The organism is Sinobaca sp. SA16-1 (assembly GCF_059510515.1).
Genome location: NZ_JCAKFL010000002.1, coordinates 362,389 through 377,623 on the forward strand (window position 1 = coordinate 362,389; position 15,235 = coordinate 377,623).

A 15,235-nucleotide genomic window follows, 5' to 3' on the forward strand; every position below is an offset into this window, starting at 1 on the left:
CATTAATGGCATTCCGTTATCCAAATGGAAAAAAATATACACCGCTCTCCCATGAGAAGAAAAAAAAGCCTGTCCCTGTCTCTGCCAAAGATTATGCAAACCGGGGCATGTCGCTTGAAGAAGATATTAACGCCACTAATGAATATTATCTGGAGATGAATATAGCCGTTATTCATAAGAAACCGACGCCTGTACAGATCGTTAACGTCGATTATCCTTCCAGAAGCGCCGCCAAAATTACGGAAGCTTATTTCAAACAGGCTTCCACTACCGATTATAATGGCCTTTATCAAGGACGCTATATTGATTTTGAAGCAAAAGAAACCAGAAACAAAACATCCTTCCCGATGCGTAATATCCATGATCATCAGGTGGTGCACATGAAACGGATCATAGATCAGGGAGGGATTGCATTTCTGCTCATCCGCTTTACATTGTTAGAAGAAGTATACTTTTTTGAAGCCCGCCACTTTCTGAAATGGTATGACAATAGTGACACACGTAAATCCATTCCTAAAGCAGCGTTCGAAGAAAATGGCTACCTCGTTCCTCAAAGCTATCAGGCCAGAGTCGATTACTTAAAGATAATCGACTCCCACTACACATAAGAATGTAACTTTTTTAAAGGATCAGCGACTAACGGCTGCTGATCTTTTGAAAGCAGGATCGAAGAAAGGAAGAATAACTACATGAGTAACGAATACCGTTCCCGCCAGGATAGGCGTAAATCTTCAAAAAGCAGAGACGCTGAAAAGAAGCCTGCCAAGAAAAAAAGAGGCCTGCCTCTATGGAAGAAATTATTTATGGCTTTGATCGCCGCCGCCCTTATCGTAATGACCATCGGGGCCGTAACCGCCGTTGCCATGATCAGCGGTGCACCGGACCTAGATCCGGAACAGCTTGTTCTTTCGGAAGCGGCGGAAATATACGATCAGAACGGAGATCAGATTACGCGTCTGCAGTCCGGGGAAAATCGGACGCTTATCGATATTAATGAAGTACCCGATGATGCAAAAGCGGCGTTTATCGCCGTAGAGGATGCCCGGTTTTATGACCATTTCGGCATAGATTTCCGCCGTCTCGGCGGTGCCCTGCTCGCTAACGTTTCCGATGGATTCGGGGCAGAAGGTGCCAGTACGATTACCCAGCAGGTTGTTAAAAACGCCTTCTTATCTCCAGATAAAACAATCGCAAGAAAAGTTCAGGAACAGTATCTGGCTGTCCAGCTTGAACAGCAGTACAGCAAGGATCAAATCCTGGAGATGTACTTAAACCTTATTTATTTTAACCAGGGAGCTTACGGCATCGGCGAAGCCTCCAGTATTTACTTTAATAAAGAGGCAGCCGAGCTGGAAATTGAAGACGCAGCATTACTCGCTGCTATCCCAAGACGCCCAAGCTACTATGACCCTCTTCAAAATCCGGAAAATTCGCTGGAGCGCCGGAATCTTATTATTCATCTAATGGAAGAACAGGAATTCATTACAGCGGAAGAGGCGGAACAGGCATCCAGCGTTCCGTTGGAAGACCAGCTTGACCATACACCTTCCGAGGAAGGTGCTGTCTATGATTCCTTTATCAGCCATGTGCAGAATGAACTTGAAAACATAGAAGGAATTACTTCCACCGATTTGTATTCTGCCGGTATGCGGGTGTATACGACGCTTGACCGCGATGCTCAGGATTATGGTGAAGAAGTCGTTCAGTCCAATGAACAAATAGCGGGCTATCCGGATAGTGAAGAATTCCAGGTCGGCTATTCATTAATAGACACCGAAACCGGTGCCATCAAAGCGATGGTCGGCAACCGCCAGGGAGCTGATGTTGCCCGCGGCTTTAACTACGCGACCGGGGCGAACGCCGATGCCGGCTCGACTATTAAGCCTATCGTCGACTACGGTCCGGCCATTGAGAACAACCAATGGTCCACGTATCATCAGCTTACGGATGCAGAACACTCTTATTCAGATGGCACACCGATACGGAATGCTTCCAGAAACTACGCCGGGGAAGTCAGCATGCGTGAAGCACTGACCCGTTCATTGAATATTCCGGCACTTAAAGCTCTTCAGGAAACCGGCCTTCCGGAAGCAGAGGAGTTTGCTGAAGGACTCGGCATTGAATTTGATGAATTCTACGAATCCGCCGCCCTTGGTTCATTTGAACCCGGCGTGTCAAGTCTTGATATGGCCGGAGCCTACGCGGCTTTTGGCAATGGCGGTACGTACAATGAACCACATGCTATTACCCGGATTGAATTTCCGGATGGTCGTGAAATAGAAATGGAGCCGGAATCCACTGAAGCGATGAGTGATTACACGGCTTACATGATGACAGATATGTTAAAAGATGTAGTGTCTGAGTCATCCGGAACCGGACAGGCAGCAAACATCCCTGGTCTTCCTCTTGCAGGAAAAACCGGGACGACCAACTTTACCCAGGATGAACTTGATGCGAACGGCATTCCGGAAGGCGGCGTGCCTGATGTCTGGTTCACCGGCTATACGAGCCGGTATACCGCTTCCGTCTGGACCGGATTCAGCGGCCAGCGCGGAGCCAATTATATGAATGAATCCGAACGGGAAATTGCGAAAGAAATATTCAGGCTTACAATGGATGATATCTCTGCCGGAATCGATACACCAGATTTTGAAATGCCGGATTCTGTAGAGGAAGTAGATTTAGTTAAAAGCACAGGAGAGCGGGCCACCGGCTCCACGTCTTCATCTGATATTACAACCGAGCTGATTGTCAAAGGCAGCAATCAGGACTTGACCGCTCCACCTTCCGAGCCCGACATCGGCTCCGGTGATGATGCCGGCGAAACGGATAATGCACCAGTAGAAGAAGTTCCGGTAGAAGAACCGGTCCAGGAAACAGAAGAAGCACCAGAAGAAGAGGCTCCTCCTGAAGAGGAAGCAACCGAAGAAGAGGAAGTTACGCCGGAAGATGAACCTGAAGATGGGGAGTCTTCCGACGGAACAGATGGCACGACAGAAGAAGAAAGCACAGAAACAGAGGATGAACCTGCTGACTCAGGCGGTACGGAAACAGAACCTTCCGAAGACGGCGGCCAGAACAGTGGTAACACCGAAGAAGGCAACTCCGGTGAAACCGATCAGGGCAGCGGCGGGTCTTCCACGGAAGAGTCAAGCCCCGATGAAGGAGCAGAATCCAATAGTGCACCAGAGGATGAAGGATCTGCTTCATCCAACAGTGTGCCTGATTCTTCAGAAGAAGAATCAACCGATTAAGCAGTATTATATAAATACAAAAAGAGAGCAGCCTGCCGGGGCTGCTCTCTTTTCGGATTGTCGAGAAACTATTTCACCTTGGATATCTATATATGATATCGAATTCTATTAATACTTTGTTGGAGGGGTGACTCCTGCAGAACAGCCATTGGTGAAGATAAAGAGGTCGTTCTTTTCCTCTTTAGCTGAGGTATGACCTGCGGAAAGCACCCCTATATAGGCTTTTGTATAAAAATACGTATTTATTGTCTTTTTGTACGTCGTTAGGTTTTATTTCCAAATACTTTTACTGGTTTTCAAATTCGGCTTTCAGCCAGTCTGCTTCTTCTTCGATAAAAGATTTTTTGTTAATATCGTAGAGCCATTCCAGGCGCTCCAGCTCATCGTTCAGCTGCTGTTCGAAGCCTTGAGCGGCCCTGGTTTCCAAATCAGCCGTAATCGCTTCTGTTTCTTTTACAAGCAGCTCCTGGTAAGTTTTGACGATCGTATTCATCTGGGAACGAATATCGCCGGACACCTGCTGTTTCATATCCAGGTTCACTTTATTTTCAAAAAAATCACGGCTCGACCGAAACATTGACACGTACACTTCTTCTTCAAGAGACGGGAAGGTAATCGGTGTTTCCCATTCTTTCCACTCCACCTCCGGAACATCCAGAAGCGGCAGTTCTTCTTTCCATTTATCTGCGGTAAGATTCATTTCCTGCATCGTTTTTTTCTTTACAAGGGATTCTATCCGTATATGCAGGGTTTCTTTTTCCTGCATCACAAACTGGCGTACAAATCCATCCACTTCTCTAATACCATTTCTCAGCTGCTCTTTCTGCTGCTTCTTGGATGAGGCCGAAATGACAGCAGGATTCACTGCCATCGAGAAGTAATCGTTCATTCCGAATGTTACCCGGTCAATTAAGTAAGCACACTGTTCCTCAATTTCCTGCAGAAAGGTCGGCAGGTGCGGGTGCAGGGAAAGCTCCTGCAGTTCGCTTTTTTTAGCATGAACAGCCTGTTCCTGTTTCCGCTTTTTATTTTCCAGCTCAGCTGTGTCCCTATTCATAGCCTGCAGCGTACGCTGCAATTCTTTTGTTATGCTGGAAATCCGGTTTTGGATAGCTGCCAGATGGCTGGAACGGAGGTCGTGCCAGACTGAATTAGTGAACTGTGTTTCAAAATCCTGAAACCCGCTCGATACAGCCCTGTTGCCCTCCTGTTTATCCGTTAACGCCTGTTTGCTTGATACAGCAGTAAGACGCGGTGCTTCAAATCCATTCCGCTTTAACTGATCGCGCACATGGCTTTTTACTCCATTTAGTTCGGCAGGGCTGTCCGCGAGATCCGCTGCATTTATTAGGAAAAACAGCTTATCCTGGGAGAAGCTCTCATTAGCCCGGTTCAGCTGCTGCAAAAAGATCTGGTCGGCTTTGGAAAAAGCATGGTTATAGTACGTTACGTAAAAAATAGCATCGGACTGTCTGATCTGCTCGAAGGCGACATTCGTATGCCTTCCGTGAATGGAGTTAACTCCGGGTGTATCAATAAGTTCCAGACCTTTTCGCGTCCAGTCGCAGTCATAATATACGATTACCTCTTTAATCATGGAGGCTTTCTCTTCCTGAGCCACCCAGTCCTGAAGCTCGTCCAACAGAATGGTTTTTTTCGTTCCCAGGTCCTGTTTGTAGCGGTTTATACTTTGCTGCAGCGTGTATAAGTGCTGATAGTATGTCCTCAGCCGGGCATTAGCCTGCTGGCCGGATGGACGTTTCCAGTTTTTCAACGTGTGAAACGTCCAGCTTTCGCCGATTTCTTTGGAGACAGCCTGTATTTCTTTATCCAGAAATAATTCTTCTTTTAAATGCAGATCCACCGTTCCGTGTTCATGCGTATCATCACTCTTCAGCACACGGTTTATCGCCGCGGTCGTTGGGTGTGGAGACACCGGAAGCACATTACTGCCGAGCATCGCATTAATAAAGCTTGATTTCCCTGCGCTGAATGCCCCGAATAAAGAAATTTTAATATGGTTGTTATTATACTGGTTTACTTCACGTCTTAAGGCCTGCTTCTCTTTTTGAAACAGCGGCTTTTCAATAAATTTTTCTAAATAAGATTCTACTGCAGGAATAACCGATTCATCCATTTGTCTAACTGCCGCTGCTTCCTCCGTATATTCTTCTGCGCTGATCAGGCTTTCCGTCTCCTGCACGATGTGCATTTCCGGAATGCCCTGAGGCGCTTCCTGTACGGAGGCCTGTTCAATCTGCTCCTGCAGTGCTTTGGATTCGTTTTGTTTCAGCCAGTTTCGGGCCGCCTGTTTTTTTGCTTCCAGCTGCTGTTTTGTTTCTTTCCACTGCTCCCACCACTGTTTGTACGCCGCGGAATGCTCTGCTTCCTGCTTCTGTTGGGAGGCACGATTTTCATAATACGTATGCACCGCTTCCTGCAGCGTATCAAACAGATCAGCTGACTGTGTTTTTAAATGGCGGGCTGCGGACTGGGATACCTGATCGATAAATGTATACAAAAATTGGCGGTCGGTCGTCTGGGAAGAAATAAACGAGCGTAGAAATGCAGAGTCTGCTTCAAACGATACACGTTGAATGGCTTCTTTATTTGTATTAAAAAGCTCTTCATCATATGTTTCCATTTGATTTAACAGATCGCGGAGGTGAAAGACCATTTGTTTTTTAATTTTTTCGTTTAGATCCGCACAAAGTTCTGCTTCCCTTTTTTCTCTTTCCGCTTCAATTTTTTTCTTTGATTTAAGTAGTCCTCCTGTTTTGAAACCGGGATCCATACTTTCCAGCCATGATTTTGCTTTTTCAGTCGTTGTATGTGGAAAAAGAATCGCATTTTCCAGTATCTGCTTTCTTTCTTTTGCCGTGTGCGCCAGCTTTTCTTTTTTCTCCGCTTCTTCTTTGGAACGGTCTTCACCGGCTCTGTCTATTTTCTGAAGAACCGCCGGGTCCATGCCCTCCGCCTGCACTTCTTCTTCCCATTTCTCCCAGGCTTCTTCCTGCTCATCTTCAAGCTGTTCGAGAAGATCATATACGGCTGCTGTTTCGAGTGCCTGGATGCTTGGCGCTTTCAAGGATTTGCTGTGATACAGAACGGACTTAATAAACCGGGTAAAGTCCTGTTTTTGATTTAAAGGGTGGGACTCTTCTTTCATCGAAGTAAAAAACAGCGATAAAATACGTATATTGGATTTTGCCAGCATATTTCTTACCGCATTTTCAAACGATTGGATGCTTAACTCTTTGTCATTATGTTTATCAATTTGATTAATAACGAGAACAATTGGTTTTTTCTCTCTGGATAACTGCTGCAGAAACTCAATATTTGTTTCGGACTGTACATGATTGTAATCGGTCACGTATACAATCATATCTGTCGTAAACAGCTGGGAGGCTGTTATTTTCTGATGGTCCGGGTCCGTAGAGTCCACACCGGGCGTATCAATAATGGCTGCATGGTCGTCAAGAAAAGGAAACGGCCCGTAAATTGTCATTTCTTTAATCGCATTGCCGTCCATTCCCCATTTTCTTGCTTTATCCCAGGGGATTTCCTGCTCCCATTTGCGCGTGCTGCCACCCTGGTCCACCAGCTCAAGCGCCACCTCACCCTTTTTAATCGAAATAATGTTGGCACTGGTTGGAATAGGACTTGTAGGAAGTATGTCATGGCCGAGAAGATCATTGATTACGCTTGATTTACCGGCGGAGAAATGACCGCAGAACGCGAGTTCAAAAGAGTTCTTTTCAGACTTCTCCTGTAGTGCCTCCCTCCGGCGGAGGCTTCTTTGTTCAAATAAATCTTCCCAGGTTGATACCGCTGTGTTTTCCACCTTGAATGACCCCCCTCTTTCTTTTTCTTTACTGGTTACGTTTAAGTGCAGCAGCCTTCCGGCGGCATTCTTCATAAAGTTCATTAAGCTGGGCAAAACTGTGATGATGCACGGGCCGGCTGCAGATAAAGTCGATGCGTTCCCTCCCGTTCACAGGAAGTATGTCCAGTTCGTCCCAGCTGCCTGCATCAAGGCCCGCCGGCCGGCCGTTCATCCAGAAAAAACTTTCTATTAAACCGGAGATGGCGGGAACGATTAATGGATTGGCTTTTTTTCCTTCTCCTGCGGCAATAAGGTCTTTTATTTCTGTTTTTGTCTGCTGCCAGTACAGCTGCCACTGCTCTATCGAAGCAAATGGATCTTCCCATAAGGCGAAACCCTCGTGGCCATTTTGAAAAGCAATTTCAGCTAAAAAGGGATAAATGCCCATTTCCTCTTTCCAATCGGTGGAACCCGCCTGAATTGAAACAGCCTCTTTTTGATAAAAAGGAGGGGTTTTCCACTCGGAATAAATCATTAATTCAGGCATGGGCCTGGAGTTTCTTCATCCGCTTCGTGCCTTCACGGCAGAGAAGGAGAAGAGGACAATCCTCGCACTTGGGACGCTGGGCCCGGCAGTGATAGCGTCCAAAGAAAATAAGCCGGTGATGGGAATCAGACCACTTTTCTTCCGGTATTTTCTTCATAAGGGTCTTCTCGACTTCTGTCACGGAGTCTTTCCAGCGGCAGATACCAAGCCGTTTGGATACCCGCTCTACGTGTGTGTCTACCGCGATTGCTGGCATTCCAAAGGCGACGGATGCCACTACGTTCGCTGTCTTTCTTCCTACTCCGGCAAGTTCCATCAGCTCCTCACGCGTTTTCGGGACTTCGCCGTTGTGCTGTTCGATCAGCGATGCACAGAGCTTCTGGATGTTTTTTGCTTTGCTGCGGAACAGGCCGATCGAACGGATATCCTTTTCAAGTTCTTCCTGCTCGACTTTTGTATAGTCTAAGGGGCTTTTGTATTTTGCAAACAATCCAGGGGTTACTTTGTTTACTAAAGCGTCCGTGCACTGCGCCGAAAGCACGACCGCAATCAGCAGCTCAAATGGATTGGCATGAACCAGTTCGCATTCGGCCTCCGGGAACATTTCCTCAATGATATCCATTGCCTCCGTCGTTTGTTTGTTCGTCAGCATGCTGTTTTTCCTCCATTATTCATCAAGCCAGTTTATATTCGGATACGAAGCCGGCTTGTTTTTTTCTTTCTGCTGGGGGGGCTGAACCTGGTTTCTCCGGTACGTATCATTGTGCGCTTTTGCCTGTTCTTCGGTCTTAATACCGCGCCGGTGCCATTCAAGCAGAATCCGGTCAATGTAGCGCAGGCTGAGCGTCTGTGACATCACGGCTTCTTTCAGTGCTGCTTTGATCATATCCGGTGTATAGTGGTCCTGGTCAAACCATACGCTGATTGTTTCTGACTCCATCGGCGAAAGCGGACGGGACAGTTCTTTTTCAAACATTGCGTAGATTTCTCCTTCTTCGGTTACATCTTTATGGGCCTTCTGCTGCTGCCTTTCTGATGTAATGGACTCCACGATCCGTTCGTAAAGCGGGCGCAGCGAATAGGTTTCAAAGCGCACTCGCTCGTTATTTTCCCGTTCCTCTATCGTAATAAAGCCGTGGGCGACCAGGTGGCGGAGTGCTTTTGCGCACTGTTCGGCTGTAATTGTCATTTTTGCTGCAATGGCATCGGGTGTCGGGAAAAATTCTCCTTCTTCCATAAAGCGGTGCAGATGAAGCAGGATCATCATTTCAGAATCAGAAATGTCCATCTGATTGTAATGATCAAATAAAAATTTAGGGACACTTAAATACCCGCTGTGCATAATATCAATAATATCCGATTGTTCCATGAGCCGATCTCTCCTTCTGCCATGTTTCATTTTATCATTTACCTATAGGACTTAAAAGCAAAACCCTCACAGTAGAGGGCTTTGCTTTAAGGGCTGCAGCTATTGGTTTATGGGTAAAGCCTGTTTAACAGACGCGGGAATGGAATGGTTTCTCTTACATGTTCAATACCGGACATCCATGCAACGGTCCGTTCCAGTCCCAGACCAAATCCGGAGTGCGGTACAGATCCGTACTGACGAAGCTCCAAATACCAGCGGTAAGCATCTTCGGAAAGACCGTGTTCTTCAAACCGCTGTTCGAGCAGATCGAAATCGTCAATACGCTGACTGCCGCCGATAATTTCGCCGTAGCCTTCCGGTGCAATAAGATCCGCGCACAGCGCTACTTCCGGATTTTCAGGATCCGGCTTCATATAGAACGACTTAATGCCAAGTGGATAATGCGTAATGAACACCGGCTTGTCATAAGATTCTGCGATAGCCGTTTCGTGAGGCGCACCAAGGTCTTCACCCCAGGTAATATCAAATCCTTTTTCTTTTAGAAAAACGATGGCTTCATCATATGTGAGGCGTGGAAACGGTGCCTGGATCTGCTGAAGCTTCGTAATATCGCGTTCCAATGCTTCGAGTTCCAGCGGACAATGGTCGATAACGCTTTTTGCAATATGCGATACGTACTGCTCCTGGACCTGCAGACTTTCTTCGTGATCCGTAAACGCCATTTCCGGCTCTATCATCCAGAATTCGATTAAATGGCGGCGCGTTTTTGATTTTTCGGCCCGGAATGTAGGGCCAAATGAAAAAACGCGGTTGAATGCCATTGCGGCGGCTTCAAGGTAAAGCTGCCCGGACTGGGAAAGGTAGGCATTCTCATCAAAATATTTAGTGTGAAATAAGTTTGTTGTGCCTTCTGCTGAATTACCTGTCAGTATAGGCGGGTCAATTTTGACAAACCCTTCTTTGTCAAAAAAGGCATATGTTGCCCGGATAATTTCGTTACGGATACGCAGAATAGCATGCTGTTTTTTGGAACGCATCCACAAATGACGGTGATCCATTAAGAATTCCGTACCGTGTTCTTTCGGGGTGATCGGATAATCGACGGCTTCATGAATAATTTCAAGCCCTGTTACCTGCAGTTCGTAACCGGACGGAGAACGTTCGTCGGTTTTTACGATTCCTTCCACATACATAGAGCTTTCCTGGGTTAATCCCTTTGCTTTTTGAAACAGGTCTTCGCCTACATCACTTTTGACTACAATTCCTTGAATAAAGCCTGTACCGTCCCGAAGCTGCAGAAAAGCAATTTTTCCGCTTGAACGTTTATTGGCAAGCCAGCAGCCAAGCGTAATCGTCTGATCTACGTGCCGGCTGATTTTTTCTATCGTTGGTTTCATTTTCCGGACCTCCTGTTAATCCTTAATCTTTTCTAAAGCTGTAGCGCTTAATAAATTCTCCGTCTGCCATCCGGATATAGTAATACTGAAGCCTGCCGTCTGCTTCGTATACTCCCTCATAGACCGGTACGCCGTCTTCTATTCCCGGCGTCACTTTATTTATTCGTTCCAGGTTGTTGTCTTCCATAATACGGGATTCAGCTTCTTCCACCGAAAGCGCCTCTGCGGCATTTATCCGGTCGACTGCCTCTTCTTCATTTAAAAATACCCAGTCGCGGCTGTCGTCTTCATTTGTGACTAATGTACTGTATAAAAAAGTGCTCCCATTATATATGAACACGTCATCCACGCTTTCGACATTTTCTTCTTCGAGCGCCAGTTCTTCGCCCTGGGCTCGTTCTTCCAGAAGAGGTCCTCGTGCAATCAGAAGAAAAATAAACACTGCAGCTAAAAACAAACCAGCTGCTGCAGGCAGAATAACATACCATTTTTTCAGCATAGATCTGCCTCCTTTATGTGCGGTAGATCGTAAATACCATATACTCCGGATCTTTTTCATCCAGAGCAAGCCCAAACATTAAATCATCGTCTTTTAAGGTTCTGTTTAAGGCGTCTACTATTTTATAAACATCATCTGCGGCTTTAAACCGCGTTGTTGCCATTACTTCAATTTGATCACTCATGTTAATCCTCCTATTTTCTGCTTTGATATACTTTCTCCAGTTTATCAAACTGCCGGTTTACGTTATAGAGGATTTTTTCTTCATCCATCGTAAGCAGCTCCCGGTCTTTCATTAAACGATGCCCGTTTACAAACACATCCGTTACATCCCTGCCGGAAGCAGCGTAGACGAGATGCGAAGAAATGTTCTGCTTTGGCTGCAGATGAAGCTCCTCTGCATTAATAAACAGAAAATCAGCGTCTGCCCCTGGTTCCACCGTACCTGCATTTCCAAATCCAAGGGTCTCCGCCCCATTTTTAGTCGCCATTTTATAAAGTTCTTCAGAGGAAATGACAGCTGGATTTTCATGAGATGCTTTCTGCATAAATCCGGCCATCCGCATTTCCTCAAACATATCCAGGTTATTATTGGACACGGTGCTGTCCGTACCGATAGAAATCGGCAGGCCGTTTTCTTTCATCTGCATCATCGGCATAATGCCTGAGCCCAGTTTGGCGTTGCTCATTGGATTGTGAGAAATATAAGCAGGCTTTCCTTTAAGCTGCTGCATTTCCTTTTCGCTCATATGAACCGTATGCGTAAGAATGGTCTTTTCCTCGAAAAATCCCATATTCATCAAATCCTCAAATAAATCGACGCCGTTTTCTTTCTCGTAATCTGCTTTCTCGCGGCGTGTTTCCATTAAATGAATGCCGAGCGCCCACTTTTTGTCATGGGCGGCCTTTACTACTTCCTTCATGAAATCCGGTGGACACGTATAGGGGGCATGCGGAAACATCATTCCTTTAATACGGGACCCTCCTTCTGTGTCCCATTTTTCTCCAAGGTATACAGCTTCATCGAGACGCCGCTGCTGTTCAGGCTGATCAACTAAACCAATCATGGCACGTGCCAGCACTGCCTTTAAACCGGAATCCTGAGTGGTACGGAAAACCGCATCCATATCGACGTGATACATATCCTGAAACGCTACCGTTCCCGAACGGATCATTTCAGCCTGAGCCAGCATGGTTCCTGCCTCTGACACTTCTTTATCAAACAGCGCTTCCCTTGGCCAGATGTTATTGCCAAGCCATTCCTGCAGCACGACATCATCGGATACGCCGCGCAGGAGCGCCATTGGCGTATGACCGTGGGTATTGTACATGCCCGGGGTCAGCCACCTTCCTTTTCCGTCAATAATTTCTTCTCCAGCCTGCAGATCAGGCTCTCCACTGCCTATGGCTGCAATTTTTTCGTCTTCAACCCGAAGCCATTGATCATAAGAGACAGCATTATCCTGATCTCCTCGAACAATATGAACATTTTTTATAGTGTAACGCATGGTTATCTCCTTTATTAATTAATTTCGTTATAGAAATCATGAATATAGTTTAACAGCGCATCTGACTGTTTATGCACAACCGGCATATCCGGCAGGGAATCTAAAAACGCCGGCCCATACGAAGCTGTCATGATTCGTTTATCAAGCACGACGACGGTCCCCCGGTCCGAGTGTCCCCGGATCATCCGGCCGAATCCCTGTCTGAAACGAAGGATTGCCTGCGGCAGAGACATTTCATGGAATGCACTGCCTCCTCGTTTTTCAATCCGCTGCATTTGAGAATGAATAAGTGGATCTCCGGGGGGAGAAAATGGCAGCCTGGCAATAATTAAACAGCGCAGCTGATCTCCCGGTAAATCAATTCCTTCCCAAAAAGCATTTGTTCCTAAAAGAATTGTCCGCTTGTTCTGCTGGAACGTTTTGAGCAGTTTGCTTTTACTGCCGCTGTGAATGCCCTGGGCTATAATGGTGAAACTATTCATTTCATCCCAGTCCCGGAGCATATAATACGTGTCGGACAGCATATCAAAAGAAGTAAACAAAATAAGCACTCTGCCTTCTGTAACAGAAGCCGTATGATAAATAAAGTCAGCCATCGCTTCTACATACCCGCTCGCCCGAACGCCGGGGAAATCACTTGGTATGAGAAGAGCGGAGCGGTTCTTATATGAATACGGCGAAGGAATGTACAACGTTTCCGGTGTAAAATCCTCCAGTCCCCATTTTGATACAGCATAAGAAAAGGACTGTTCGACCATCAGCGTAGCAGACGTCATAATAACACTGCTTTTGGCGCCGAACAGTTTATCTGCAAGATCATCTGAAACATCCAGCGGACGTTTGTAAACAGCTACTCCGTTTGCAGCCCCTTTATGGTCAGCTTCCATCCAGTACACGTGGTCTTCTTCCTGCACGAGTGTTACCTGGCTGAGCTCGCTGAATGCCTCACTAAGGTCATCTGCGGTCTGCTGAAAATCCGTAAGCAGGGCTTCATTATAATCTGAATGGATCGTATTTTTCTGTAGAATCTGCTTAAAATACGTCCATTCTTTTTTCTCCTCCTGAAAGATCATCTCGAGGCGGTGGACCGCTTCCCTCGCTGCTCTCCAGGCCGGTCCGTTCTGAGCCGCGGGCTCGTAGCGGTAGAGCATTCGTCCTACATCCGTGCGCCCGGAATGGCTGTTTTTCATACAAATCTGCCGCAGAAGCCGAAACAGTTCACTGCACTCATATTTCAAGAGGGCGATGTGGTCCCGGCGTTTTTGATACCAGATTTCTGTCAGTACATGAACGGTTTCTTCTTCGATTAACTGCAGTTTAAAAAAACTGCCTTTCCCGGTACCGGCATCGATTTTGTTTAATAAATACTGGAATGAATAATAATCAACGTCTGCTCCGAGATGTTTGGAAGCCGCTTCTTCGATCTGATGCGCTTCATCTATAATAAGTCTGTCATAGGGCGGCAGTATACTGTTTCTGCGTTTCACATCCGAAAAAAGCAGGGCATGATTGACGATCACAATCTGGCTTTCGGCTGCCTGTTTTTTGGCACGTTCGTAAAAGCAGTAAGGAAACCACGAAGAGCCGGGTCCTGGTGCAGTCGCTCTCCGGCTGCATATTTTCTGCCAGATCGCATGATTATCTCCTCCGGCCCGGTTTAATTCATTTAAATCGCCGGTCTGTGTTTCAAGCAGCCATACGGTTACCTGCGCGAGGGCCAGGGCTTCATCGTGCGTGGCCACAGGTTCCTGCCACTGCATGGAAAAGCGGCGCAGGCATAGATAATGCTGTCTTCCTTTAAGAATAGATGCTTTGAATGAAAATGGCAGCATCGTTTTTAAAAAAGGAATGTCTCTTTCATACAGCTGTTCTTGAAGCGCATTTGTATAAGTAGAGATTACAATCTGCTCCTGCTGTTCAAGACTGCGGAAAACAGCAGGCGCTAAGTAGGCTAAAGATTTACCAGTTCCCGGACCCGCTTCGATTAAAGCATGGGAACGCTGAGAAAAGCAGGCCGTTATTTTATCTGCCATTTCCTGCTGGCCTTCCCTGAATTCAAACCCATCCCACTTCTCTGAGAAATAGCCGTCCCTGCTGAAAAGGGGCGGCATGGAAAGAGAAGGAAGCGTTTCTTTTACAGACGGTGCCTGTGGGGACTTTAACGCTATATTGTGTATTACTTGAATGTTCTCCGATTCTTTGAGCCGGAGGTTATTTTTTGCCTGCATAAATACCGGCTCCAAGTGGCTCTGCATGTATCTGGAAGCCGTCATCAGCTTCTGAAGGGCAGGAACCGGCAGCGTTTCTATTTTTCTTTTTATGGCAAGCCAGATTTCAGCCGTAACGATTGCATCGCTGTCTGCCTGATGCGGCCTGTCGTGGGAAATATCGAGCCAATCAGCGAGCTGGGTCAGCTGATAGCCGGGTGCTGTTGGGAACATGAAACGCCCGCATTCAACCGTATCAAGCGTCTGGCCCTGAAACAGAGGCAGACCGGCATTGGCTAACTCCGCGTTTAGTACACTTAAATCAAACGGAACGTTATGAGCTACCAGCACCGCATCTTCAAGCCAGGCAAGCATGGGTGCTGCTGCAAGAGCAAACGGTTCTGCTTTTTCCACATCTTCGTTTGTAATCCCTGTCAGCTCCATAATAAACGGGGGAATTGAATGAGCCGGGCGGATATAAGCAGAAAACGTGTCAACGATGGAATCATCTTCCATTAACACGGCTCCTATTTGAATAATATTATCTCCGGCCTGCGGCGCATTTCCTGTTGTTTCCGTATCAATTACTACATATTTTGGCAAGCTCATTCACCCCGTTATTATCGTT

11 protein-coding genes are annotated in these 15,235 nt (G+C 46.6%); 2 read left to right on the forward strand and 9 right to left on the reverse strand.

From position 1 onward, the window contains the following. Positions 1–5 precede the first annotated feature (5 nt). Both recU and AC5W2J_RS05900 read left to right on the forward strand, forming a co-directional pair. Positions 6–608, forward strand: a complete 603-nt coding sequence (recU, locus tag AC5W2J_RS05895) for a Holliday junction resolvase RecU (protein WP_496058560.1) — start codon at positions 6–8, stop codon at positions 606–608. Positions 609–689: 81 nt separating this feature from the next. After that, entirely contained in the window at positions 690–3,254 is a 2,565-nt protein-coding gene (locus AC5W2J_RS05900) for a transglycosylase domain-containing protein (protein ID WP_496058561.1), read from the forward strand. A gap of 286 nt (positions 3,255–3,540) precedes the next feature. Here AC5W2J_RS05900 and AC5W2J_RS05905 read toward each other — a convergent pair whose 3' ends face one another. The 9 genes from AC5W2J_RS05905 to dinG form a co-directional block, all read right to left on the reverse strand. Further along, positions 3,541–7,182: a dynamin family protein gene (locus AC5W2J_RS05905; protein ID WP_496058562.1), complete on the reverse strand. Its 3,642-nt coding sequence runs from the start codon at positions 7,180–7,182 to the stop codon at positions 3,541–3,543. Continuing rightward, complete coding sequence (locus AC5W2J_RS05910; protein ID WP_496058563.1) at positions 7,127–7,627, reverse strand: YpoC family protein; 501 nt, start codon at positions 7,625–7,627, stop codon at positions 7,127–7,129. Before AC5W2J_RS05910 ends, AC5W2J_RS05905 begins: the two co-directional genes overlap by 56 nt. Further along, on the reverse strand, positions 7,620–8,279 hold the full coding sequence (gene nth, locus AC5W2J_RS05915) for an endonuclease III (protein ID WP_496058564.1): 660 nt from the start codon (positions 8,277–8,279) through the stop codon (positions 7,620–7,622). The genes AC5W2J_RS05910 and nth overlap by 8 nt, the downstream gene beginning before the upstream one ends. Before the next feature lie 15 nt (positions 8,280–8,294). Beyond that, on the reverse strand, positions 8,295–8,996 hold the full coding sequence (locus AC5W2J_RS05920; RefSeq protein WP_496058565.1) for a DnaD domain-containing protein: 702 nt from the start codon (positions 8,994–8,996) through the stop codon (positions 8,295–8,297). 107 nt (positions 8,997–9,103) lie between these two features. After that, positions 9,104–10,393 carry an asparagine--tRNA ligase gene (gene asnS, locus AC5W2J_RS05925; protein ID WP_496058566.1) on the reverse strand — a complete coding sequence of 430 codons (1,290 nt, stop codon included), beginning with the start codon at positions 10,391–10,393 and terminating at the stop codon, positions 9,104–9,106. Between the two features lie 22 nt (positions 10,394–10,415). After that, positions 10,416–10,892: a hypothetical protein gene (locus tag AC5W2J_RS05930; RefSeq protein ID WP_496058567.1), complete on the reverse strand. Its 477-nt coding sequence runs from the start codon at positions 10,890–10,892 to the stop codon at positions 10,416–10,418. 13 nt (positions 10,893–10,905) lie between these two features. Continuing rightward, positions 10,906–11,076: a YpmA family protein gene (locus AC5W2J_RS05935; protein ID WP_496058568.1), complete on the reverse strand. Its 171-nt coding sequence runs from the start codon at positions 11,074–11,076 to the stop codon at positions 10,906–10,908. Positions 11,077–11,086: 10 nt separating this feature from the next. Then, entirely contained in the window at positions 11,087–12,400 is a 1,314-nt protein-coding gene (locus tag AC5W2J_RS05940; protein ID WP_496058569.1) for an amidohydrolase, read from the reverse strand. Between the two features lie 14 nt (positions 12,401–12,414). Beyond that, positions 12,415–15,216 carry an ATP-dependent DNA helicase DinG gene (gene dinG / locus AC5W2J_RS05945; RefSeq protein ID WP_496058570.1) on the reverse strand — a complete coding sequence of 934 codons (2,802 nt, stop codon included), beginning with the start codon at positions 15,214–15,216 and terminating at the stop codon, positions 12,415–12,417. Positions 15,217–15,235 lie beyond the last annotated feature (19 nt).